Genomic DNA, 24992 nt, shown 5'->3' on the forward strand with positions numbered 1-24992 from the left:
TCCGTTTCATCTGACATAAAAACTTCCTTCAGGAGACACAATATCCGAAGGAGGCGGTGCACGATGGTGAACGTGAGCAGACAAATCATGCTTTTATGTTTTTTTATCATTCTTTTTTGTTTCAATCAGCCTGCTTCAGCAGGGCCTTTTATTCAAACACAAGTCAATATACCGGACAAGCCTTTTTCTCCTTTTATCTTTGATCGATTTCATGTGGATGTCCGTCCAGTTCTAGGGGAAAAAAGCCGTGATCTCCAGTTTCGTGCGTCTATTACGGATCCGGAACAAATTTTGTCTGCGAACTTGTACTATAAACAAAGTGATGAACTAGGGTACCGTTTGATCCCAATGGAACGGTTACCAGGTATGAAGCCAGAATTTACAGCGAAAATTCCGCCAGATCAATTATGGAATTCAACCGTTCGTTACTATACAGAGTTTCTTACGCAAAAGTCCGTGATCAAAACGGCAGAACAATCTGTCCACTTAAATGGATTTGAAGAGGATCTTTCTCGCATTCCGGACTTAGTCATCACGGAAATTGTTGTCAATTCAAAGAATCGCAAAGGCAAAGATGCCTTTGAATTTATCGAGGTGTATAACACGACACATGAGCCAATCTCTCTTAAACATTATCAACTTCGCTACCGCAATCCTGCACAAGGAACTGAAATGGATGATGTGTATTCCTTTCACGCAAATCCAGTCACCATTTCACCTGGAAAACCTTATGTTTTCTGGCTGAGGAAAAAAGGGCAGGAGCATTTAAGTGTAGCGGACTTCAATGCCATGTACAAAAGTCAATTAAAAGAGGGAGAGCATGTATCTGTCATCGAGAGCAAAGGGCTGTCCAACTCTAAATCTCGTCTTGTTTCAATCACAACAAATATAGGGGAGGAGATTTCTTCAGCAGCATTTCGTTTGAAGCCATCATGGTTTAGTGAGCATAAATCTTTGCTGTTTAAATATCCAATGGACGGTACTTCGCAAATGAAGCTGATCTCGAAAATTGAAGAAGAGCCTACGCCTGGAAAAGTGCTAAAAGCACAAATTCCATCTGAGAAAAAAGAAATGTCTCAAGATATCCATAAACCTGTGATTGAAGATATGACAGTGAGGAAACCAGTGAAACCAACTGAAAGCATAGAGATTAAAGCGGATGTACAGGATGATCAGGCCGTCAAAACCGTCAAGCTTCGCTATCGAACAAATCGGAAAGATGATTTCAAGGAAATACTGCTTCAAAAAGATCATAACGACCGGTTATTTCATCATATTATTTACTCACCCGAGTTGATTGGTAAAGAACAATTGGAATATCAGCTTGAAGCGTCAGACGGCGAAAATACAGCAATGACGATGAAAAAAATGATTGATGTGGAGCAGGTTAGCAAAGCCCACGGCCTTCGATTCAATGTAGAAGAAGGAGATACGGTTTCAGGATTATTTCCATTAAAGGCAACGTCTGATCGGAAAAAAAGCATTGAATTATTGATAGATGGAAAGCGGAATCAGCAAGTATTTTCTGCCCTTGAAGCAGATCCATATATCGCATTTGATGTCAAAGGGACAAATTTATATTTTAAAAATGGTGTGTCCATAGGTAAGCACTTACTTTCTATTTTTGATGATTCGACAAAAGTGTATCGTACCTATACAATGCCAATACCAGAAGCAGAGATGAAAAAAGCAGGTCCCCAAACGTTCTCCTTCCATGCTGGAACGAAGTCTTCTCCAGTAGATCGGCTGCCTGGAGAGAATCACGATGATTTTGAATTAAAAAACGTCCGGATGATCCTGTCGAATGGAACACAAATTCCTCCAATCAATGCAAAGCCGCAAAAAGAATGGAAAATGGGAGACAGCGGTAACGCCAAAAAGGTAAGAATATTTCAATTTGAAATTCCAAAAGAAGCTTATGTTTCAACCTATATGAAGTGGGACACAAGAAGGCTGAAAGAGGGGCCACATTTGATTGAGGCCAAAACCTCAGACGAGCATGCATCTGCATCTGTACATGTGAATGTCGATAACACAGGTCCGAAAATCAAGACCAACGTTCAAACAAAGGATCCATATAAAGGTGCCTTTACGTTAAAAGCAAAGGTAACGGATCGTTGGAGTGACATAGAGGAGATGAAGGCATATGTAGATGGCAAGCCAATTTCCTTGCCATATCAGACGTCCTCTAGCGAATTAAACCCGGGTGAGCACACATTGACAATTAAAGCAAAAGATGCCGCAGGGAACATGTCGACGTTGAAAAAAGAATTCAAAACGGTACATGAACACCCTGAGACACCAGAACGAGTAGCAGATAAGACGAAAATGAAATCGTCTAAGCAAACTGTGCTCACCAAGGATCCAACGAATGATAAGCTGGATTACTCCTTTTACCGTGCCTATCAATATACATCGCTGCATCCATCAATGAAGATTTTGAAATATGCAGCGGAGACAGAACCGCCAAAAAGCTTTAACGAAAAAGGAGAAATGATCTTTTCTAATCAAGAAAGGAATCGCATTGCATTTGCTGATGGTAAGTCAGTTGAAACGAAGGATTTACATCGTTTTCCTTATCATCGTTTTCAAATCAAGGTTCATCAAGATGTACGTGAAAAGGATGTCGTCGAAGCGATGTGGAAAGGGAGTTCATTGTCAGGGAGAAAGGTGACCATGTATGCATGGAATCATCAGCAAGAAAAGTGGGATAAAATCACTCATCATTTTGCTAAAGATCAAAAAGAATTTTACCTGAAAGGACTGCTGTCAGTAAGACAGTACATGAAGAATCATACGTTTGATTTGCTTGTACAGGATGAAATCAGCAAAGCGCAAAAGCCATATAAGATGGTTTGGATGTCTGACACACAATATTATGCAAAGAGCTATCCTCATATCTTTAAACAAATGGTCGAGTGGATCCGAGACCAGAGGGAGAAGTTAAACATTCAATATGTGTTCCATACAGGTGACATTGTGGATGATTCAAAGGATAAACAATGGCATCGTGCCGATACGTTTATGCGTGTGTTAGATGAGCATCAGATTCCTTACGGTGTTTTAGCAGGAAATCATGATGTTCGACATAAGGACGGCTTATATGCGGAATATGGGAAATATTTCGGGGAGAAACGCTTTGCAAATAAACCTTACTATGGTGAATCCTATCAAAACAATCGAGGTCATTATGATCTCATCTCTGCCGCTGGCAATGATTATATGATGGTATACATGGGCTGGGGGATTAAGCAAGATGAAATTGATTGGTTAAACCGTGTGATTTCTGAGCATCCCGATCGCATCGTCATTTTAAATTTCCATGAGTATTTGTTGGTGAGTGGCAACCGCAGCCCGATTGGCGACCTCATCTTCCATCAGGTGGTGAAACGCCATCCCAATATTGTGGCAGTATTTAGCGGCCATTATCACGGAGCAAGCAGGAAAGTAGATGAGCTTGACGATGACCAGGATGGCAAAGTAGACCGGAAAGTATATCAAATACTCGCTGATTATCAGTCAGGACCTGAAGGTGGACAAGGGTTTATGAGGCTGATAACAGCCGATCAAGAAAAAAACCAGCTTCATTTTACGACGTACTCACCTTATATGAATCAAGAGCATTTCTATGATCCTAAAACGTATGGAGATCAGGATGAATTTTCAATTGATGTGGATTTGACGCCGAAAATGAAATCTGTCAAAACCAATTATTTTGAACTTAATGTCTACACAAATATCCTGATAGGAGAGGCACGCGGTGTAAAAAGCGGCAAAAAAGCAAGCTTTGAGTGGAAAGGCTTAAGGCCAAATGAAGACTATTATTGGTACACTGTAGCAAAAGATCGTTTTCAAGGAAAAGCAATTTCGCCTATATGGAAAATTCATACAAAAGATGATCGTGAAGCAACATTTCTTAGGAAATAAAAAACAGTGCTCCTCCTTTTATGAGGGCACTGTTTATCTTTCCATTGTATGAATGAGCTTGTAACGATCCCCTCTATACACGGAGAGAACATACTCAAACGGAATGTCATTCTGAAAATAAGTCGTTCTTGCGATTGAGAGCACGGGATCGCCTGTTGAAATAGACAGCACGTGTGCTTCTTCCTTTGAAGCTACATTCGCTTCAAGCTCTTGTTTTGCATGAGCAATTGCAAGGCCTGTTTGAGTCTCTATATATTCATATATAGAGCCAGTTAAATGTTCCTTTGTTAAATCTCCTGCAAATGCTTCAGGGATATAGCTCGTTTCAATCGCCATCGGTTCATCATTTGCAAGGCGTATCCGTTTGAGTTCAAATATAGCATCGCTATTTGACAGTTGTAAGACAGGCAGTAAGTGCTCTGGACATACGGTTTTTTTGAAGTCAATCAGCTGGCTTGAAGCTTTAAGCCCACGCTGGCGCATATCCTCTGTAAAGCTTGTTAAGCCTTGAAGCGGCTGTTCAAACTTTTTTCGGCTAACAAAGGTGCCTTTTCCTTTTTGTCGATACAAATATCCTTCGTTCACAAGGTTCGATAAGGCTTGTCTGACAGTCATTCGACTTATACCAAAGCGTTCGGCATATTCTCTTTCAGAAGGAATGAGTGTATCAGGTGCTAATGTTCTATCCTCAATCTGTTTTTTCAAGTTCTCCATAATCTGATGGTACATCGGAATAGGTGACTGCTTATCAATAAACATGTGAAAATCCTCTCGTGTTTAGCTTTAGCGTAGTGAACCAGCTTCTCGATCAATCAAAATTGTCACATCTTCATGAAGTTTCAGAGCAGATGCTGGGAAGTCTGGATGTATCTCAGTCTGTTCTAAATATTGTATCACTTTCGCTTTTGATTTTCCTGATGCAAGAAGGAGAATCTTTTTACTTGAAAGAATGCTTGCAATGCCCATGGTAATGGCATGTGTAGGCACCTTATCAATAGAAGAAAAGTATCTTGCATTGGCCTGCCGGGTGTTTTCATCTAGTTGCACGACATGAGTCTTTGAGTTAAACGGGGTACCGGGCTCGTTAAACCCGATATGTCCATTTTGACCGATTCCAAGAAGCTGAAGGTCGATGCCGCCTATATCTTGAATGAGCTGATCATATCCTAAGCATTCTTTTTCTAAATCAGGTGCAGCGCCATTTGGAAGGAAATACTGATCCTGAGGGAGATCAATATGATCAAATAAATGACGTTTCATGTAGGTCATATAACTATTTTCATGATCTGGATCAAGTCCTGCATATTCATCTAAATTGACTGTTTTTGTTTGTTTGAAAGACAATTGGTGTGCTTGATGAAGGTGAATTAACTCTTGATATGTATCAAGAGGTGTACCGCCCGTTGCTAGGCCAAGTACTGCATCTGGTTTAGAAGCGATTGTGCGTGCGATAAGGGCTGCTGCTTCTTTTCCTAATTGTTCTTTATCTTCAAATTCGATGATCTTCATTAGTGGTTGGCCTCCTTTTTCTCAAAGACGATTTGTCCACGGCAGATCGTCATCATTAGTTCGCCAGATTGATCCCAAATCACAAGGTCTGCTTGTTTTCCAACTTCGATCGAACCGAGCTGCTGGTCAAGTCCTAGCTGAATGGCTGCATTGGTTGAGGTCATCTTCGCTATCTCTGTCCATTCACAATGTGTAATCTGTTTCATCCGTTTGACGCCATCTTTCATTCTCAGGATCGATCCTGCAAGTGTACCATCTGAGAGTAATGCTTTTTCGCCGCTGACTGTGACTGTTTGACCGCCAAATTCGTACGTCCCATTCCCGAGTCCTTTTGCGCGCATCGAATCTGTAATCATGATCAAACGATCACTTCCTTTTGCCAAATATGCAAGCTTGATGGAAAGTGGATGGGAGTGAATCCCATCTGTAATCAGCTCAGTATGAAGATTCTCGTTCGTAAGAGCAGCCCCAACAGCGTTTGGTTCACGATGTTGAAATGAACTCAGTGCATTATAAAGATGCGTGACATGGCGTGCACCATGATTAGCTGCTAATTCAATCATGTCATGATGGGCATTCGTATGTCCAATAGAAGGAATGATGTTTTTTTCTTGCAACAGAGAAAGAAAAGCAAAGTCAGGGTCTTCCTCAGGTGCAAACGTGACAATTCGAATAAGCTGTTGAGAAGCATCCAGCCATTTTTCAAAAAGAGGGAGATCGGGCTGCTTTATCCATTGAACAGGCTGTGCCCCTGCTTTATCTTTAGAAATAAAAGGACCTTCAAGATGGATACCTAAACATTGTGCCTGAACTCCTGCTTGTTCTTCATTATAATGTTTCCACTGAGCGACATTTTTAAGTGCTTGCTCAATCTCATGATGGTTTTGAGTGATGGTTGTTGCTAAAAAACTTGTCGTTCCTTCTGACGGTAAGTAGTCAGCGAGTGTATTCATGGCTTCTGATGTCGCATCCATCATGTCTGCTCCATATCCGCCATGGATGTGAATATCAATCATTCCGGGAAGTAAATAAAAGTTTTCCCGGGAAATATATACTTTTTCATAATTTCCTGTCGGTGGTGATGTTGAAATATAGTCAATCTTGCCGTCGCGTAAACCGACAAAACCGTTTGCAATCATTTCAGTCTTTGTCACAATATGAATATTGGAGAGCAATAAAGAGCTGCTCATGATTGTGCCCCCTTTAGTCATTGTCTTTGACTTAGTTTACCCTTTTTAAGTATAGTTGTCTATACCAGTGAAACAGATGAAACAGGATCAGGATAAAATACTGTTTTGGGATCATCATTGAAAGTGATAAAATAGAGCTGTATTTCTGAATCGCCTGTGATAAAAGGAGGAAGAAACGTGCCGAAAGTTCGTACGAAGGACATAATGGAACAATTTCATCTTGAACTGGTAAGTGGGGAAGAAGGGATTAATCGTCCCATTACAATCAGTGATCTTTCCAGACCAGGTATTGAAATGGCTGGTTATTTTACATATTACCCAAAAGAAAGAGTTCAACTTTTAGGGAAAACAGAGCTTTCTTTTTTTGAACAACTCCCAGAACGCGAACGAAAGCAGAGAATGATGTCTCTTTGTACAGATATTACCCCTGCAATTATTTTGTCACGAGATCGTGAAGTGCCGAAGGAATTAATTGAAGCTTCAAATGAAAATGGCGTCCCTGTGTTACGATCAAGCCTAAAAACGACAAGACTTTCGAGTCGGTTGACCAACTTTTTAGAAAGTAAGCTTGCACCAACGACTGCGATTCATGGCGTGCTCGTAGATGTATATGGTGTAGGTGTATTGTTAATTGGAAAAAGCGGAGTAGGAAAAAGTGAAACAGCCTTAGAACTAGTGAAGAGGGGACACAGGCTGGTCGCAGACGATTGCGTGGAAATCCGTCAAGAGGATCAGGATACGTTAGTTGGAAGCGCACCAGAGCTGATTGAACATCTTTTAGAAATCCGTGGATTAGGTATCATTAATGTGATGACCTTATTTGGAGCCGGTGCTGTCAGAAGCTATAAGAGAATTACGATTGTGATGAACCTTGAGCTTTGGGAACAAGGCAAACAGTACGATCGTTTAGGACTTGAAGAAGAGAAGATGCGAATCATCGATACAGATGTACCGAAGCTGACCATCCCTGTACGACCAGGACGAAACTTAGCGGTCATCATTGAGGTGGCTGCGATGAACTTCAGGTTAAAACGCATGGGACATAATGCGGCGGAACAATTTACAAGTAAACTTGCCGATGTCATTGAAGACAATGGCCAGGATGAATAGGAGTTGTCTATATGAACGAAGCGATTCAGCCAATTGATCCGATTGCTTTTCAGCTCGGACCTCTTTCGGTTCATTGGTATGGTGTGATCATTGGGGTCGGAGCCTTGGTAGGACTCTGGCTCGCACTGAGAGAATGTGAGAAAAGAGGAATCAATAAAGATACGTTTATTGACTTAATCTTATTTGCGATTCCAATAGCCATTATTTGTGCACGAATTTATTATGTATCCTTCGAATCGGATTACTATCAGCAGCATCCAAATGAAATCATTAAGATTTGGAATGGTGGAATTGCTATTCATGGCGGGCTGATAGGTGCTGTGCTGACAGCGATCGTCTTTACAAAAGTGAAAAAGGTGTCCTACTGGAAAATAGCCGATGTAGCAGCACCTAGTATTTTACTAGCGCAGGCAATTGGACGCTGGGGGAACTTTATTAATCAGGAAGCGCATGGTGAGGCGGTTTCAAGAACCTTTTTAGAGAATTTGCATCTGCCAGAGTTTATCATTAATCAAATGTATATTGATGGGACCTATTATCACCCAACGTTCTTATACGAATCATTATGGAATCTTGCCGGTGTTGTGATCTTGATTTTATTACGCAGAACATCGCTGCGCAGAGGCGAAATCTTCTTGTCTTATTTAATCTGGTATTCAATCGGTCGTTTCTTCATTGAAGGGATGAGAACGGACAGCTTGATGCTGACAGAACATCTACGAATCGCTCAAATGATTTCGATTGCCATTTTTGCAGTGGCTGTTCTGCTGATGATCTTTAGAAGAATGAAAGGATACGCATCGATTCCTTATAAAGAGAACAACTCATCGAATTAAGCAGGGGGGATCAGAAGAGATGGGAGAGACATGGAAAAGCGGCTTAAAGGCAGGGCTATCGACAACTTGGACACTTGGAAAAGTCATCTTTCCGGTTACCATTCTCGTCAGTATCTTGCAGCATACGCCTGTTATGAATTGGATCATACAATTCATACGGCCATTTATGGGGTTGTTTGGTCTTTCAGGAGAAGCGGCCATTCCGCTTGTATTAGGAAATGTGCTGAACTTGTATGCGGGCATAGCCGCCATTCTGACACTAGATCTTCCTGTGAAGGAAGTGTTCATTTTGGCCGTGATGCTGTCCTTTTGCCATAACCTGATCATCGAATCGACAGTGGCAGCAAAGGTTGGACTCAGAGTGTCTATCATTTTGCTGGTCAGAATCAGCCTTGCTGTTATTTCGGCTATTGTCATTCATCTCGTTTGGCAGGGAGGCCAGGAGCCAGCACAATATGGACTGCTGACGGCAGCTCAGCCGGCTGATGTGCCTTCCAGCTGGTACATGATTGTCCTTCTCGCTTTACAAAAAGCTGTACTCGGTGTGGTCCAGCTCGCCTGTATCGTCATCCCTCTCATGATCATCATTCAATTCATGAGAGATTTAGGATGGCTCCATACGCTGTCTAAGTGGCTGTCTCCATTTACGAGAATGCTTGGAATGAAAGAAAATACGTCGATGACAATGGTAGCTGGATTAACCATCGGTCTGGCATACGGAGCCGGCGTGATGATGAAGGCAGTGGAAGAGGACGGCGTGAGTAAAAAGGATTTAACCCTTGCTTTCATTTTCCTTGTTGCCTGCCATGCAGTGGTCGAAGATACGCTGATATTTATTCCACTTGGGATTCCTGTGTGGCCGCTTCTTGTCATCCGTCTGATATCTGCTATTTTATTAACAGCTGCCATTAGCTATATTTGGCGGAAGCGGGAGCTTGCAGCTGTTAGAAAGGAAGCCATATGAACGAATCAACTATTAACACCGTGCTATTTGATTTAGATGGCACATTAATCAATACGAATGAATTAATTATTGCTTCATTTCAACATACGCTTGATCATTATTATCCTGGTCAGTACAGCCGTGAAGAGATCCTTCATTTCATTGGTCCATCATTGTTTGATACATTCTCTGCGATGGACCCTGAGCTAACGGATGATATGATTCAGATGTATCGAACGTTTAATCATCAACAGCATGATCTGCTTGTGACTGAATATGAGACTGTTTTAGATACATTGAAAGTCCTGCAGGATCGAGGATTTAAACTTGGGATAGTCACAACAAAAATACGTGATACGGTTTTAATGGGTTTGAAGCTGACAGGTTTAGAGCCATTCTTTGAGGTGATTGTGACGCTCGATGATGTCCAAAATGAGAAGCCGCATCCAGAACCTGTCCAGCTGGCATTATCCAAGCTTGGCAGTGATCCGCATGAAGCGGTGATGGTCGGTGATAATTATCACGACATTTTGTCTGGTCAAGCGGCAGGAACAAAAACAGCAGGTGTTGCTTGGTCGATTAAGGGAGAAGAGGCCCTTTTAAAGCATCGCCCTGATTTCATGCTGAAGAAAATGAGTGATCTCCTGACGATTGTTGGAGCTGATTGAGTTGAGAAAAACAGATCGTTATCCTGTAAAAGGGGTCAATTCGTTACGACAAGTCTATCGGACGGTTCCCTTTTTCAAAGTGGTGAAAAACTTTATTTTCATTCAAATAGCACGGTACACGCCTTTTATGGGAATGAAAAATTGGATATACCGAACCTTTCTTCGTATGAAGGTCGGCGAGGATACGGCGTTTGCCTTAATGGTCATGGTGGATCTCATGTTTCCTGAGAAAATCACGGTCGGTCGAAATAGTGTGATTGGCTATAACACGACCATCTTGTCCCATGAGTATTTGATTAAAGAATACAGACTTGGGGAAGTCTATATTGGTGATGAAGTCTTAATTGGAGCCAATTCAACCATTTTACCTGGTGTAACCATTGGGGATGGGGCGATCGTATCGGCTGGTACACTTGTTCATAAGGATGTTCCAGCGGGCTCATTTGTTGGAGGAAATCCAATGCGCATGATTTATACGAAAGAAGAAATGAAAGCACGTCAATCTACGTCTGCTGAGTAGCTCGGCAGACTTTTTTGTTGACAATATGTTATGGTGTAACTATAATGATTACAACAGAGGTGAGAAAACATGAAAATCAGCAGCAGATTCACTGTCGCTGTCCATATTCTGGCCTTGCTATCACTTGAAAAAGGATCATTACAGACATCGGAGGATATCGCGGGAAGTGTGAATACAAACCCAGTGGTCATCCGCCGCATTATGAGTAAATTAAAAAAAGCAGGCCTAATCTCAACGAGTCTTGGCAAAGGTGGTTCTCAGTTGAACCGCAGTGAAGACGACATCACGCTGCTTGATGTGTATAAAGCGGTTGAAGTCGTGGATGAGGGAGAGTTGTTTCAAATCCATGAAAGCCCAAATCCTGACTGTCCGATCGGTGCAAATATTCAGGCTGTGCTTGAGTTAATCTTGTGCCGCGCTCAAAGTGCGATGGAGCAAGTGCTTGCTGAGATCAAATTAAGTGAACTAACGCATTTGTTAATCAAAAAAATTGGATGATTATTCAATTTTTTTTACCTCTGTTGTAACTATAATTGTTACACCTTTATTTATTAAATAAAATCATTTTACAGGAGGAATTCATATGAAGATTGGTATTATTGGCGCTACAGGTAAAGCAGGACAGGAAATTGTAAAAGAGGCTCAATCTAGAGGACATGAAGTGACAGCCATCGTTCGAGATGCACAAAAGGTGACAGATTCATCCGTAGCTGTTATCGAGAAGGATGTGTTTCATTTACAAGCAGAAGACATCAAAGGCTTTGATGTCATCGTCAATTCATTTGGTGCACCTGCTGGACAAGAGCACCTTCACGTAGAGGCTGGGAAAAAGCTTATTGATATTTTGAAAGAGGTACCCGATACGCGTTTAATCGTTGTGGGCGGAGCAGGCAGTCTATTTGTTGATGAGGCTCAAACAACAAGACTTGTTGATACACCAGAATTTCCAAAGGAGTATGTGGCGACTGCTTCACAGCAAGGTGAAAACCTAAAAGATCTTCAACAGACCGAAGGATTAAAATGGACTTTCCTCAGCCCTGCTGCATTCTTTGACCCAGAAGGCAAACGCACAGGTTCTTATGTGAAAGGGAAAGACCAGCTGATTGTCAATTCTAAAGGTGACAGCTATGTGAGCTATGCCGACTACGCCATTGCCCTTGTCGATGAAATTGAGCAGGCTGCCCATGTTGGAGAACGTTTTACCGTTGTATCTGAAGCAGAATAAGTCGTTTCACTGCCGCTAAAAACGATGAGTGAGAAGTCTAACGATCAAGAATTATCTCTCATTTTTACTAAAAAAAGGTTGAATACTTCATTGTAGGCGGAGGAGTAATGACAGCTGCAAAGCTTGAAGACCGCCTGAAGGAAATACTAGAAAGATCATCATGAAAAAAACATCCTCTATACGGCTAGAGGATGTTTTTTCATGTTTTCAATGAGAAAGGTGTTCTACGCTTTAATGATAATCGCCTGCCGGCCCATCTGTTCCCAAGAATCCTCAAACTGATTGCGATCGACTTTTTGATTCTTTTCACCGTATGGGTTATTTAGGTAGACATGTTCCTTGTCATAGCCCGTGATGACCACGCTATGCATATTAAAGCTCACATCTATTTTGCCATTTGGTGTATTCCATGTTTCGATGTTATCTATTTTGTCAAAGGTGGATGTGGTAATTACCCAAACAGGATACCCTTTTTCAAGTGATTGATAGATGGCCTTTTTGACAGGTTTTCCACTTAAATCGACGACTTGAGCGCCCGCATATTTTTTCGCAAGCTGATAAATAGGTTCATGGTATACACCAAGACCTGGTCCATTTTCCATATCGCCTACAAACCCGTCATGCGGGTCTCCTTTTAAGCCATTTTCATAATTGAGCGGAACACGTTTGATTTCATTTGCCAATGCGTCTTTCGTCACTTGCTCATAGCCGCTGTAATGAAGAAGCATCGCTAAGCTTGTGACTTCGCATCCATTATAAAGCTTTGGGGCATCCATTTGATTGTAGAGGATGACGTCCATGGCTTTTTTGCTTCCTTTTAAAGAAGAATATGTGTTGTCTGTTTTTTTCGTTGATCGTGTTTCTTCAGCTGCGAGTGCCGTATCGCTTTCTTTTTCTTTGGCTGCTTTGTGTGGTGAAGCTGCCTTCTTGACTTGGTCGATTTGTGTCACGTATATAAAGCCGAAATAAACAAGGCATGCGCACAACAAAGTTAAGATTAATGTCTGGATGAACTTCACTGTAATCTCCTGTGTTATTCAATATTTTTAAGTATTATAGCACGTTCTTTTATCAAACATGCAGAAAAGGGACAGGTGTCACTTGAATGTAATAATTCCACAAATTTTTCATGAAAATAGAGAGAAAATAAAAATGATTGATTTAATTACTTTATTTTGTTAGCATATTATCATATTAGCGAACTAAAGGATTCGGAATTTTTTGTTTTAATGTGTTGGAGGTGCAGAAGAGCATGTTTATGTTTGAGAAACCATATGGTATGCGGGATTCATTACCAGGATTGTATGAGACGAAGAAAAAAGTGAGCCATTCATTAACAGAGGTCATGAATGGCTGGGGTTACCGTTTGATGGAGACACCAACGCTTGAATTTTACGATACAGTCGGTGTTCAATCGGCGATTACAGATACACAGCTCTTTAAGCTTTTAGATCAGAACGGGCAAACCCTTGTACTCAGACCTGATATGACGGGACCTATTGCGAGAGTGGCGGCTTCAAAGCTTCATGAACAGGCGTATCCGCTTCGCGTTGGGTATGCGGCCAATGTGTTCCGGGCGCAGGAAAGAGAAGGCGGAAGGCCATCAGAATTTGAGCAGGTCGGAATTGAGTTGATTGGTGACGGGTCGATTAGTGCAGATGCTGAAGTGATCGCGCTTGTCGTATTTGCATTAAAAAATGCCGGGCTAAAGTCCTTCAAAATCGCGATCGGGCATGTCGCTTTAGCAGAGACGTTATTTGTAGATGTATTGGGAAATACAGAGCGTGCAAACGTCCTCCGCCGATTCTTATATGAAAAGAATTATGTAGGATACCGCCAGCATGTGAAGCAATTGCCACTCTCCTCCATCGATAAAACGAGGCTGTTACAGCTTTTAGAGTTAAGAGGCGGCCAGAAAGTCACAGAGCGGGCAAAGGAAATCGTCGTTTCACAAGAGGGAAAAGAGGTGCTCACACAGTTAAAATCGCTTTGGGAAACACTTGAAGATTACGGCTGTACAGAATATATCCGTTTAGATTTAAGCATGGTGAGTCATATGAGCTACTACACGGGCATTTTGTTTGAAGTATTTGCAGATCATGTTGGGTCAGTCATCGGAAGTGGCGGCAGATATGACCAATTGCTGGCTCATTTTAATGCACCTGCACCAGCTACAGGATTCGGACTTCGATTAGACCGTCTGCTTGAAGCGCTTGATGCAAAAGAAATCAATGAGCCGCAGGAGGCAGTGATTTTTAGTAAAGAACAACGGCTGGAGGCTTTTGCTTTTGCAGAAAAGGAGCGGTCAAAAGGGAAAAAGATCGTCCTGCAAGACTTAGCAGGGATTGAAAATATTGACGCGATGACCAAGGCATTTGAGCAGGTGACTTATTTTATCGGCGCTAGAAAGGGAGAGTCAAATGGGTAAAGTGTTGACGATGGCGATGCCAAAGGGCCGGATATTTGAAGAAGCAGCTGGGTTGTTAAGACAGGCGGGATATCAGCTGCCAGAGGAATTCGAGGATTCAAGAAAGTTAATCATTGATGTACCGGAAGAAAACCTCCGCTTTATTTTAGCGAAGCCAATGGATGTGACGACTTATGTAGAGCACGGTGTAGCAGATGTTGGCATTGCAGGGAAGGATGTTATGCTCGAAGAAGCTCGTGATGTGTACGAAGTGCTCGATTTAAACATCAGCAAATGCCATTTAGCGGTTGCCGGATTGCCGGGAGCCAGCTGGGGCGGTGTCGCGCCGCGTGTGGCAACAAAGTACCCAAATGTCGCATCTTCCTATTTTAGAGAACAAGGGGAGCAGGTGGAGATCATTAAGCTGAATGGTTCAATTGAATTAGCACCGCTCATCGGACTCGCCGATCGTATTGTTGACATTGTCTCTACAGGTCAAACACTCAAGGAAAATGGACTTGTTGAAACGGAGCATATTTGTGATATTACGTCACGGTTTATTGTCAATCCTGTGAGCTATCGGATGAAGGATGCGGTGATCGATGAAATGGCGCAGCGCCTTGCAAGAATCATTGAAGGGGAGGAAACATCATGAACATCACCTATATACAAGAAGGTGAGACAGAGACACTCTCACTCAAGCGGACTTTAGATACAGGCACGGAAGAGCAGCGCCTGGCTGTTCAGCGGATTATACAAGAAGTGAGGCTAAATGGTGATCAAGCGGTACAATCTTTTACAAAGCAATTTGATGGAGTGCTGCTTGAAGATCCGCTTGTCACAGAGGAGGAAATGACAAAAGCCTCCGAACGCATGGACCCAGCCATGATTCAGGTGATCCAAACGGCTATCCGTCATATTCGCACATACCATGAGCGTCAGCTGACATCCTCTTGGTTTTATCACCAGCAGGATGGCTCGATGCTTGGACAAAAGGTGACACCGCTCGATGCAGTCGGTGTGTATGTCCCCGGCGGAACAGCTGCTTATCCCTCATCTGTTTTAATGAATGTGATTCCGGCGCTTGTCGCTGGTGTTGAACGAATTGTCCTTGTCACACCTCCAGGGAAAGATGGCCATCTCTCAGACGCTGTACTGGCTGCTGCAAAGGAGCTCGGTATTTCTGAGATGTATAAAATGGGCGGTGCGCAGGCGATTGCGGCACTTGCCTATGGAACAGAAAGCATCCAGTCTGTTGATAAAATCACAGGTCCAGGCAACATATATGTAGCGCTGGCAAAGCGGGAAGTATTTGGCCAGGTAGACATTGATATGATTGCCGGTCCAAGTGAAATTGCTGTTCTAGCAGACGATACAGCAATGGCACGTGAGGTGGCGGCCGATTTACTTTCGCAGGCAGAGCATGATGCACTGGCATCTAGTATTTTGGTGACACCGTCTAAGACACTTGCTGAAAACGTGCAGGCTGAGATGAAAACGCAGCTGGATACCTTGCCAAGAAAATCAATCGCCGCACAATCCATACAAAATCATGGCCGTATATACGTGACAGATTCCATGGATCGTGCAGTAGACGTCGTCAACCAGTTAGCGCCAGAGCATTTAGAAGTGCTGACAGCATATCCAGAATCACTTCTTGGTCAAATCAAGCATGCAGGGGCGATTTTTTTAGGGCGTTATAGCCCTGAGCCGGTGGGAGATTATTTTGCAGGACCAAATCACGTGCTGCCAACCAACGGAACGTCTAGATTCTCCAGCCCGCTTGGTGTGACCGATTTTCAAAAGAAAACGAGCATTATTTCATATAGTCAAGAAGCGTTTGAGACACACAGGGATAGCATTGCGGCTTTTGCCAGATTAGAAGGGCTCGAAGCGCATGCAAGGTCGATTGAATCGAGAAAGCGGGAGGAATCGTCATGAGACAGGCGGAAACAGCGAGACAAACAAATGAAACGAATATTTCGTTAGCGTTAGAGATTGATGGGGAAGGAAAAGCAGATATTCAAACAGATGTCCCTTTTATGACACACATGCTTGATTTATTTACGAAGCATGGACACTTTAATTTGACCGTCGATGCGAAAGGAGATACGGATGTTGATGATCACCACACAACAGAAGATATCGGCATCGTGCTTGGGCAAATGTTTAAGGAAGCGTTAGGTGATAAAAAGGGAATTAAGCGGTATGGCTCCAGCTTTGTTCCGATGGATGAAACGCTTGCCCAGGTCGTGGTCGACTTAAGCAATCGCCCTCATTTGGAAATGAGAGCGGCCTTTCCAAGTCAAAAGGTCGGTACCTTTGATACAGAGCTTGTGCATGAGTTTCTTTGGAAGTTTGCGCTAGAAGCTCGTATAAATCTTCATGTGATTGTTCACTACGGAACCAATACGCACCATATGATTGAAGCCATTTTTAAAGCGATGGCACGTGCCCTAGATGAGGCAACAACCATTGATCCACGTGTGAAAGGGATTCCTTCGACAAAGGGGATGCTCTAATGATCGGAGTCATTGATTACGGAATGGGAAATTTGTTCAGCGTATCAAAAGCACTGGAACGAGCAGGTGCCAGTTATATCGTCTCCTCTGATGTGGAGGAGCTCAAAAAGGCAGATGCTTATATTTTGCCTGGGGTCGGTTCGTTTCGTGATGCGATGCAGCTGTTAAAACAGACAGGACTTGAAGAGTTTATCCACCAAGTTGTGCAGGAAGGAAAGCTGCTATTTGGTATTTGTCTCGGGATGCAGCTGTTATTTGAAGAAAGTGAAGAGGCAGGACGTACGAAAGGTTTGGGGCTGTTAAAAGGGCGTGTCGTTCTTTTAAAGGATCGCGACCAGGATGGGCAAAGGCTGAAGGTGCCTCATATGGGGTGGAATGAGCTCACATTTCATCAGCCCTCCCCATTGTTTGATGGTGTACCGGAAGGATTTGCGTACTTTGTTCACTCTTATTATGTAAGTGATATGAATCCAAAAGAGCAATTAGCAAGTGCGGATTATGGCGTTCAAGTACCAGCAGTTGTCGGCAAGGGGAATGTGCTTGGCGCACAGTTTCACCCTGAAAAAAGCAGTACAACGGGAATGGCGCTGCTCAAACAATTTATTCAATTAGCAAACGAACAGAGGGTGAACAAATGAGTGAATTTACATTGTATCCAGCGATTGATATGAGAAATGGCAAATGTGTACGGCTTGTGCAAGGAGATTATGATCAAGAAACCATTTATGGAGATTCGCCGCTTGATATGGCTGCGCGGTTTGCAAATGAAGGAGCAAAGTGGATTCATCTCGTTGACCTAGATGGTGCAAAAGCAGGGAATCGCGTCAATCATGAGCATGTACTGGCGATTGCTTCATCCTTAGATGTGAATGTACAAATTGGCGGCGGCATTCGGACAGAAGAAGACGTTGCCTTTTATATAAACAAAGGTGTAGCTAGAGTCATCCTTGGCAGCTCCGCTGTTTCTAATCCCGCCTTTGTGAAAAAAATGCTGGCGCAATATGGGGAGAAAATAGCGATTGGGATCGATGCGCGAAATGGCTTTGTATCGACTGAGGGGTGGCTTGAAACGTCGAAAGTGAAGGCGGAGGAACTCGGCAAAGAATTGGCAAAGGAAGGCGCGGAGGTCTTTATTTTCACGGATATTCAAATGGATGGCATGCTGTCTGGCCCCAATGTGGAAAGTACAGTTCGCTTAGCGGAAGCTACCGGCAAACAAGTCATTGCTTCAGGTGGTGTAAGCGCGCTAGCTGATCTTCAAAAGCTGTCAGCACAAAAACAGTCAGGTGTTTCTGGTGCGATCATTGGAAAGGCCCTTTACACGAAGCGGTTTACTTTAGCTGAAGCAATTGAAGGGCTTGACCGCGTATGATGACAAAACGAATCATTCCATGTCTCGATGTGAAGGAAGGGCGTGTGGTCAAAGGGGTGCAATTCCTCGGCTTAAAGGATGCTGGTGATCCGGTAGAATTAGCGCAGATGTATGATGAGGAAGGGGCGGATGAACTCGTCTTTCTTGATATTTCTGCCTCTCATGAAGGCCGGAAAACGATGGTGGATGTGGTCAAGCAAGTGGCGTCCACTCTTGCCATCCCTTTTACGGTAGGCGGCGGGATTAACCACCTTGATGACATGAAGCGCATATTAAGAGCGGGTGCAGACAAAGTATCTGTGAACACAGCGGCAGTGTTAAGACCAGAACTGATTTCAGAAGGCGCCGATTTCTTTGGTTCCCAGTGCATCGTCGTCGCAATAGATGCAAAGTACGATGAAGAGAAAAAAGAGTACATGGTCTACACACACGGAGGGCGCCGTCAAACGGATATAGAGGTCAGCGATTGGGCAAAAGAAGCCGTGCTGAGGGGAGCAGGAGAGATTTTACTGACAAGTATGGATGCCGACGGTGAGAAAACAGGCTTTGATCATCGATTAACAAAGCTTGTGTCAGAAGCCGTCACCGTGCCTGTCATTGCCTCGGGAGGCGCTGGCAATGCCCAGCATATGCTGGAGGCATTTACAAAAGGAGAAGCTGATGCAGCATTAGCAGCCTCCATTTTCCATTATAAAGAGACTTCAATTCAAGAGGTAAAAACATACTTGAGAGAACACGGGGTGAAGGTCAGATGAAACAGGCAAACGAATTATCCTTTAATGAGGCAGGCCTGATACCTGCAATTGTACAGGATGCTCAAAGTAAGGAAGTATTGACATTGGCGTATATGAATCAAGAATCCTATGAAAAAACACTGGAGACAGGGGAAACATGGTTTTACAGCCGGTCGAGAAACGAGCTTTGGCACAAAGGCGCCACATCTGGACATACTCAGCGAGTCACATCCATTCGATATGACTGTGACAAAGATGCTCTGCTTGTTCTTGTCACACCAAGTGGACCAGCCTGCCATACTGGCAGCTATAGCTGCTTTTCGGAAGAAGGCGTGAAGCTTCAAACGGAAGAGCAGGATCGTTTTGCGATTTTAAATGAACTTGAACAGGTGATTGCAAAACGTCAGACAGAAATGCCAGAAGGCGCTTATACAACCTATCTATTTGAAAAAGGGGTCGATAAAATCCTAAAAAAGGTAGGGGAAGAAGCGTCAGAGGTCATCATTGCAGCGAAAAACCGGGATCAAGAAGAATTGAAATGGGAAACAGCCGATCTCCTGTATCATCTGCTTGTGTTATTACGTGAACAGCAATTGCCGCTTGATGAGGTATTAAAAGTATTAAAAAAGCGTCATCAAGGTGAGTGAAAAGCCGGGGGCACCTCTGGCTTTTTGTTTTTGAGTGAAAAACAAATCCTTCCTTTTCTTTTGTTCTATGTGACGACTCGTGAAGTATGTTATACTACACACGGTACACTGTTCGAAATGGAGGGTATCGGTGAGTAAATACACTTCTCAAAATAATCACACACAAGTCGTCCAGCTATTCCAAGATGGGCATTACTTTTTTCATAAAGGTCTAAAAGCTTATAGAGAAAGAAATCTATCTAAAGCGAGTAAGCTGATACAGCGGGCTATCGTACTTGAGCCTGAAAATGTAGAAATGCTATCACAGCTTGCCATTATTTATACTGAAATGGGTCATTACCAACAATCAAATGAACTGCTTGATTTCATACTTGAACATATCGATGAAAACATGTCTGAGTGTCACTATTTTAAAGCCAATAATTATGCGAATCTAGGACTCTTTCAAGAGGCATATAAGTCAGCTACTGCCTATGCTTCATTGGAAGAGAACGGGGAATTTGCAGATGAAAATGACGATCTCCTCGACCTGCTCGATATGAGCGACGAAGAGGACGAAGATTTTCCTTACGATCAGGATGACCTGATTGTCAAGCAGGATCAAGCGAATCACTTGCTAGAAAGCGGCAGGCTTGATGAAGCCATTGAAATGCTGGAACAGATGATTGTTGAGTATCCAGAATTTTGGTCAGCGTATAATAATCTCGCTTTGGCCTATTTTTATTCTGGTCAAATCCATCAGGCGAAAGAGATGTTGAACCGGGTTCTTCATGAAAATCCGGGTAATCTGCATGCCCTTTGCAACCAGCTTGTCTTCTATCATTATGAAAAAGAAGAAGAAAAGGTCAATACGTTAGCGAAGCAATTAACGCACGTGTATCCAATATTAAGTGAACAGCGTTATAAGCTTGGCGCAACATTTGCCCTAGTTGGAGAATTTGAATGGGCCTTTAAATGGCTTTATTCTTTGTACAAAACAGGCTTTCAGGGAGATAGTACATTTTTATACTGGCTCGCAAGCGCAGCTTATTATACAGGCCACAAAACGCTTGCACAAACGGTTTGGAATAAGATGGTCGAAGAAGATATCGATGCAGATGAAATCAAGCCGTGGCAGGATAAACCCGAGGAGACTGAGCCAATGGTCTCCATTGAGGAGCGGCTGACTGCGTACTATGTGAGCAAACAAAAAGGGGAACGTGACGTTCTTCAATCTGTCCTTGATGCACACGCAGCGAAAACAGCCTTCGAACAGCAATTCATCGAACTGCTCTTATACGAAGATGAAATGGAAGAACGGTCGTTTTCAGAAGATGCGGTTTTCGCAAAACAGGCGGCATTCAGCTTGGAAGAAGCAGTTCAGCCTGACAGCCATATGCCTTATTTTTGGTTATTCCATATTATTCAGCAGGCACGTGCTTCTGGCGTAGATAAGAAAAATGCGCCTGCATGGGCAGCAGCATCTTATTATTTATGGATGAAGGAGCAAGAAGAATCAGCTGTGAGCAAAAAAGAGATTGCAGCCTCTTTTCAGATCAGCGTTCAAACACTGTCTAAATATGAACAAGTCATTTGTACGTTAATTGATTAAATAGGTAAATAGATTCAGCAGATTGCAGCATGGCCGAAAAGGTCATGCTTTTTTCTTGGATAAAAAGGTGGGATTTGCAAGGATTTGGCGAAGTATGACAATCACGACATGTTTTTGAAACATAAATGTAATAAAAATATTAGCTCATTTTGTCGATGTCTCATGTATAATGAAAATCGTGGATTAAAACAAAGACATATATTTAGATATTTTACTATACATAATGAAACACCTAGTGATAGAAACAATCTGGTCAACATCTGACTGATCAATCAGGAAGAAAGACATAGATAGCACAGATTGGCCGCAGAGAATTTGCTGCTTTCTCATGTCGCTTGGAAATTGTCAAAGGAGGAACTATTCGTGAAAAAGTTTATTACTTTCGGTTTAGCTTCGGTCATCGGAGCGAGCGGTTTATTTATCCCATTTACTCATGAAGCAAACGCACAGAACTTTGAACAAAAGAAACAAGAGCTGGACAACAAGCAATCTGAGGTCAACAAAAACCTTCAAAAGAAAAAAGATGAGCTTTCAAAGCTTGAAGCAAAACAAGAGGCACTTGCACTAAAGCTAAAAGAAATTGACGAGAAAGCTTTAAAAACAAGTGATCAAATCGAAGAAAAACAAAAAGAAAATGAAAAAACAAAAAAAGAAATCAAAGCACTGAAACAAGAAATTGCTGATACTGAAAAACGTATTGAAGATAGAAACAAGTTCTTGAAAAAGCGTGTACGTGCGCTTCAAGAAAGCGGCGGTTCTACGAAATACATAGATGTATTACTAGGAGCGAAAAGCTTTAGCGATTTCATCAGCCGTGCAGGTGCAGTATCTACACTCATCAACGCAGACAGCGAAATCATTAAAGAGCAAGAAAAAGACAAAGCTGAGCTTCAAAAGTCTGAAAACGAATTAAACACAAAGCTTGAAGATGTTCAAAAGACACTTGCAAAGCTTGAAACGCTTCAAACAGACTTGAATAAACAGCTTGATGAAAAAGACAAGCTATTCAAGCAAGTGAAAAAGCAAAAGGGAAGTGCATCTTCTGAAATCAGCGAGTTAAACAGTGAGGCTAACAGCATTGCATCTGAAAAAGACGCAACAATCGCTGCTCAAAAACAAGCTGAAAAAGAAGCGAGAGAAGCAGCTCAAAAAGCAAAAGAAGAAAAAGCACAAAGACAACAGCAGCGTCAAGCGAGTGTTCAAGCGGAAGACAACAGCTCAACTAACGACAGCAGCCCGTCTTCAAATAACAGTAACAGTGGATCTTCAAATAATAATAACAACAGCAGTTCACCAAGTAAGAAGCCATCTTCTGGCGGTGGATCACCTGTCAGCAGTAACGTAGGCGGAATCGAAGGGGCAATCAGCACAGGTTCTACCATCGTTGGACAATCTCCGTATAAATGGGGCGGCGGCAGATCACAAGCCGATATTGATGCACGTCGTTTTGACTGTTCTTCATTCGTTCGCTGGGCATTCGCATCAGCAGGCATCAACCTTGGACCAGTTGGCGGTACAACAACAGATACGCTTGTAGGTAAAGGAAGAGCTGTAAGTGCATCTGACATGAAACGCGGAGACCTTGTGTTCTTTGATACGTATAAAGTAAATGGACACGTTGGTATTTACTTAGGAAACGGTACATTCTTGAACGATAACAGCTCTCGCGGTGTTTCAGTTGACTCTATGAGCAATGTTTACTGGAAAAAAGCATTCAATGGCGTTGTGAGAAGAGTCGTTGAATAAATCGTTACTTACTATATAACCGTAAACAGGCTTCCTTAAACAGCAGTTTAAGGAAGCTTTTTCTTTTTTTGAAGATATGAGCAAATGATTCGCTTATTATCCGCAGATTTAATAGGATATGGGTAAGGAATAAAAGTAAGAGTGGAATTGATGCTCTCTGTCATGAATGGAAGCATCACCCAAGGGCATTCTAATAAGAAATGCTAGCAGCAATTGAAGAGGGAGTGACAGTTGTGTCAGAAGAAAAAATCTACGATACGATCATCATTGGAGCGGGACCTGCCGGAATGACAGCCGCTGTTTATACATCACGGGGAAATCTTTCAACATTGATGATTGAAAGAGGGATTCCAGGCGGTCAAATGGCAAATACGGAAGATGTCGAGAACTATCCTGGCTTTGAAAGCATTTTAGGGCCAGAACTTTCAAATAAAATGTTTGAGCATGCGAAGAAATTCGGTGCTGAGTATGCATATGGCGATATCAAAGAAATCGTAGACGGTGAAGAGTACAAAATCGTCAAAGCCGGTTCAAAAGAATACAAAGGACGCTCTGTCATTATTGCGGCAGGTGCTGAATACAAAAAAATCGGTGCACCAGGTGAAAAAGAACTTGGCGGCCGGGGCGTCTCTTACTGTGCAGTATGTGACGGTGCTTTCTTTAAAAACAAAGAGCTCGTGGTCATTGGCGGCGGAGACTCTGCGGTAGAAGAGGGTGTATACCTCACACGCTTTGCGTCAAAAGTAACGATCGTTCATAGACGCGATAAACTTCGTGCACAAAGCATTTTACAAGCGCGTGCTTTTGATAATGAAAAAATCGACTTCATGTGGAACAAAACCGTTAAACAAATTAATGAAGAAAACGGTAAAGTCGGCAGTGTGACCTTGATTGATACGGTGACTGGTGAAGAAGAAGACTTTAAAACAGACGGCGTCTTTATCTATATCGGGATGCTCCCACTATCTAAACCATTTGAAAATCTCGGCATTACAAATGAAGAAGGATATATCGAGACAAACGAAAGAATGGAAACAAGAGTGGAAGGCATTTTCGCCGCTGGTGACATTCGTGAAAAAACACTACGTCAAATTGTGACAGCAACAGGTGACGGAAGTATTGCCGCACAAAGCGCACAGCATTATGTAGAAGAGCTTGCTGAAAAGCTGAAAGCAGCGAAATAAATGGCTGTCGTAAATCCTTAATATAGCGTCATGGGCTTTTAACTGGAATGTAACACGGGTGAAATAATTATCCGTTATGATAAAACTAGTAATTGACCCCCTTTTATAAGGAATACATGTTTGGCACGGATGAGAATCCGTGTCCTTTTTTTTGCTTAAAATCAGAAATTCATGAGATGTTCACAAATGACGCATGGAGAACCATTAGATGCTGTAAAATAAAGAGTAGAGAAATTGCCCGCCACCTCTTTCAGACGAAATCCGGTCTGTTTTCGGTGAAGAAAGGGCATGTTCATTGTGAGAGTCAGGATGAACCTGTATAATAAGTTAAAGACATAAAAGAGTAGGTGACAGCTGATGCAACGAGTAACCAATTGTGTGCTGCATCACGAAGATCAAGTTCTCTTGCTGCAAAAGCCAAGACGGGGCTGGTGGGTAGCGCCGGGCGGCAAAATGGAAAGCGGAGAATCGGTCAAGGATTCAGTCGTTCGAGAGTATAGAGAAGAAACAGGAATTTATATTTTAAATCCTCAGTTAAAAGGTGTTTTTACCTTTATCATAAAAGAAGGCGATCAAATCGTTCAAGAGTGGATGATGTTCACCTTTATGGCAGATTCATTTACTGGAAAAAACGTGACAGAGTCAGAGGAAGGCATTTTAAAGTGGCATGAAGTAAAAGATGTGCCTCATTTACCGATGGCTCCAGGAGATTCCCATATTCTTGATTTCATGCTAAAGGGAAAAGGACTTCTGCACGGTACTTTTACGTATACACCTGATTTTGAATTGATTGCTTATCGGTTAGATCCTCAAGGAGACTAATACATGAACCGTTTTCATAAAGAAGGAGAGGAAGCAGGC

At 42.6% G+C, this 24992-nt stretch carries 24 protein-coding genes; 20 read left to right on the plus strand and 4 right to left on the minus strand.

Going from position 1 to position 24992, the window contains the following annotated elements; genetic code table 11:
• The first annotated feature begins 63 nt into the window (after positions 1-63).
• A complete protein-coding gene (locus ACP7A0_RS08015) occupies positions 64-3927 on the plus strand; it encodes a metallophosphoesterase (RefSeq protein ID WP_426004794.1) in 3864 nt (1287 codons plus the stop codon).
• Positions 3928-3960: 33 nt separating this feature from the next.
• Here the strand turns inward: ACP7A0_RS08015 and ACP7A0_RS08020 are convergent, their stop codons facing one another.
• From ACP7A0_RS08020 to nagA, 3 genes are read right to left on the minus strand one after another with little or no spacing between them, the layout of a single operon-like run.
• Entirely contained in the window at positions 3961-4686 is a 726-nt protein-coding gene (locus tag ACP7A0_RS08020; RefSeq protein WP_034660099.1) for a GntR family transcriptional regulator, read from the minus strand.
• Between the two features lie 24 nt (positions 4687-4710).
• Entirely contained in the window at positions 4711-5436 is a 726-nt protein-coding gene (nagB, locus tag ACP7A0_RS08025; protein ID WP_426004796.1) for a glucosamine-6-phosphate deaminase, read from the minus strand.
• The gene (gene nagA / locus ACP7A0_RS08030; RefSeq protein WP_066031700.1) at positions 5436-6626 is read right to left on the minus strand and encodes an N-acetylglucosamine-6-phosphate deacetylase; all 1191 of its coding nucleotides are present in this window, start codon (positions 6624-6626) and stop codon (positions 5436-5438) included. Before nagA ends, nagB begins: the two co-directional genes overlap by 1 nt.
• 177 nt (positions 6627-6803) lie before the next feature.
• Here nagA and hprK point away from each other — a divergent pair, with 177 nt between their 5' ends.
• From hprK to ACP7A0_RS08065, 7 genes are all read left to right on the plus strand, one after another.
• Positions 6804-7736, plus strand: coding sequence for an HPr(Ser) kinase/phosphatase (gene hprK / locus ACP7A0_RS08035; protein WP_003212943.1), 933 nt, complete (start codon positions 6804-6806; stop codon positions 7734-7736).
• 11 nt (positions 7737-7747) lie between these two features.
• Entirely contained in the window at positions 7748-8572 is an 825-nt protein-coding gene (gene lgt / locus ACP7A0_RS08040; protein WP_426004799.1) for a prolipoprotein diacylglyceryl transferase, read from the plus strand.
• 19 nt (positions 8573-8591) lie between these two features.
• On the plus strand, positions 8592-9536 hold the full coding sequence (locus tag ACP7A0_RS08045; protein WP_060597362.1) for a nucleoside recognition domain-containing protein: 945 nt from the start codon (positions 8592-8594) through the stop codon (positions 9534-9536).
• Positions 9533-10183, plus strand: coding sequence for a pyrophosphatase PpaX (gene ppaX, locus ACP7A0_RS08050; protein WP_426004802.1), 651 nt, complete (start codon positions 9533-9535; stop codon positions 10181-10183). Before ACP7A0_RS08045 ends, ppaX begins: the two co-directional genes overlap by 4 nt.
• A 1-nt stretch (position 10184) precedes the next feature.
• Positions 10185-10703, plus strand: coding sequence for an acyltransferase (locus ACP7A0_RS08055; RefSeq protein WP_060597361.1), 519 nt, complete (start codon positions 10185-10187; stop codon positions 10701-10703).
• A 69-nt stretch (positions 10704-10772) separates the two neighbouring features.
• A complete protein-coding gene (locus tag ACP7A0_RS08060) occupies positions 10773-11201 on the plus strand; it encodes an Rrf2 family transcriptional regulator (RefSeq protein ID WP_060597360.1) in 429 nt (142 codons plus the stop codon).
• Positions 11202-11286: 85 nt separating this feature from the next.
• On the plus strand, positions 11287-11928 hold the full coding sequence (locus ACP7A0_RS08065; protein ID WP_375566394.1) for an NAD(P)-dependent oxidoreductase: 642 nt from the start codon (positions 11287-11289) through the stop codon (positions 11926-11928).
• Between the two features lie 224 nt (positions 11929-12152).
• On the opposite strand, the gene ACP7A0_RS08070 is transcribed toward ACP7A0_RS08065, so the two are convergent.
• The gene (locus ACP7A0_RS08070) at positions 12153-12947 is read right to left on the minus strand and encodes a C39 family peptidase (RefSeq protein WP_106030539.1); all 795 of its coding nucleotides are present in this window, start codon (positions 12945-12947) and stop codon (positions 12153-12155) included.
• A 233-nt stretch (positions 12948-13180) separates the two neighbouring features.
• On the opposite strand from ACP7A0_RS08070, the gene ACP7A0_RS08075 reads away from it, so the two are divergent.
• The 12 genes from ACP7A0_RS08075 (at position 13181) to ACP7A0_RS08130 (ending at position 24953) form a co-directional block, all read left to right on the plus strand.
• The gene (locus ACP7A0_RS08075; protein WP_375566392.1) at positions 13181-14356 is read left to right on the plus strand and encodes an ATP phosphoribosyltransferase regulatory subunit; all 1176 of its coding nucleotides are present in this window, start codon (positions 13181-13183) and stop codon (positions 14354-14356) included.
• On the plus strand, positions 14349-14990 hold the full coding sequence (hisG, locus tag ACP7A0_RS08080) for an ATP phosphoribosyltransferase (protein WP_003213329.1): 642 nt from the start codon (positions 14349-14351) through the stop codon (positions 14988-14990). Before ACP7A0_RS08075 ends, hisG begins: the two co-directional genes overlap by 8 nt.
• Positions 14987-16276 (plus strand): histidinol dehydrogenase, encoded by a 1290-nt coding sequence (hisD, locus tag ACP7A0_RS08085; protein WP_034660085.1) that lies wholly within the window; start codon positions 14987-14989, stop codon positions 16274-16276. The genes hisG and hisD overlap by 4 nt, the downstream gene beginning before the upstream one ends.
• On the plus strand, positions 16273-16857 hold the full coding sequence (gene hisB / locus ACP7A0_RS08090) for an imidazoleglycerol-phosphate dehydratase HisB (protein ID WP_034660084.1): 585 nt from the start codon (positions 16273-16275) through the stop codon (positions 16855-16857). The genes hisD and hisB overlap by 4 nt, the downstream gene beginning before the upstream one ends.
• Positions 16857-17495 carry an imidazole glycerol phosphate synthase subunit HisH gene (gene hisH / locus ACP7A0_RS08095; protein ID WP_034660083.1) on the plus strand — a complete coding sequence of 213 codons (639 nt, stop codon included), beginning with the start codon at positions 16857-16859 and terminating at the stop codon, positions 17493-17495. The genes hisB and hisH overlap by 1 nt, the downstream gene beginning before the upstream one ends.
• A complete protein-coding gene (gene hisA / locus ACP7A0_RS08100; protein WP_375566388.1) occupies positions 17492-18229 on the plus strand; it encodes a 1-(5-phosphoribosyl)-5-[(5-phosphoribosylamino)methylideneamino]imidazole-4-carboxamide isomerase in 738 nt (245 codons plus the stop codon). Before hisH ends, hisA begins: the two co-directional genes overlap by 4 nt.
• Positions 18226-18984 carry an imidazole glycerol phosphate synthase subunit HisF gene (gene hisF, locus ACP7A0_RS08105; protein ID WP_060597354.1) on the plus strand — a complete coding sequence of 253 codons (759 nt, stop codon included), beginning with the start codon at positions 18226-18228 and terminating at the stop codon, positions 18982-18984. Before hisA ends, hisF begins: the two co-directional genes overlap by 4 nt.
• The gene (hisIE, locus tag ACP7A0_RS08110; RefSeq protein ID WP_034660080.1) at positions 18981-19610 is read left to right on the plus strand and encodes a bifunctional phosphoribosyl-AMP cyclohydrolase/phosphoribosyl-ATP diphosphatase HisIE; all 630 of its coding nucleotides are present in this window, start codon (positions 18981-18983) and stop codon (positions 19608-19610) included. Before hisF ends, hisIE begins: the two co-directional genes overlap by 4 nt.
• Before the next feature lie 130 nt (positions 19611-19740).
• Positions 19741-21201: a tetratricopeptide repeat protein gene (locus ACP7A0_RS08115; protein ID WP_066031706.1), complete on the plus strand. Its 1461-nt coding sequence runs from the start codon at positions 19741-19743 to the stop codon at positions 21199-21201.
• 363 nt (positions 21202-21564) lie between these two features.
• The gene (locus tag ACP7A0_RS08120; protein WP_106036495.1) at positions 21565-22947 is read left to right on the plus strand and encodes an NlpC/P60 family protein; all 1383 of its coding nucleotides are present in this window, start codon (positions 21565-21567) and stop codon (positions 22945-22947) included.
• Between the two features lie 233 nt (positions 22948-23180).
• Positions 23181-24131 carry a thioredoxin-disulfide reductase gene (gene trxB, locus ACP7A0_RS08125; protein WP_034660715.1) on the plus strand — a complete coding sequence of 317 codons (951 nt, stop codon included), beginning with the start codon at positions 23181-23183 and terminating at the stop codon, positions 24129-24131.
• A gap of 357 nt (positions 24132-24488) precedes the next feature.
• On the plus strand, positions 24489-24953 hold the full coding sequence (locus ACP7A0_RS08130) for an 8-oxo-dGTP diphosphatase (protein WP_003213484.1): 465 nt from the start codon (positions 24489-24491) through the stop codon (positions 24951-24953).
• Positions 24954-24992 lie beyond the last annotated feature (39 nt).

Origin of the sequence: Bacillus sp. DWP3-1, from assembly GCF_049896565.1 — a bacterium.
GTDB lineage: Bacteria > Bacillota > Bacilli > Bacillales > Bacillaceae > Bacillus.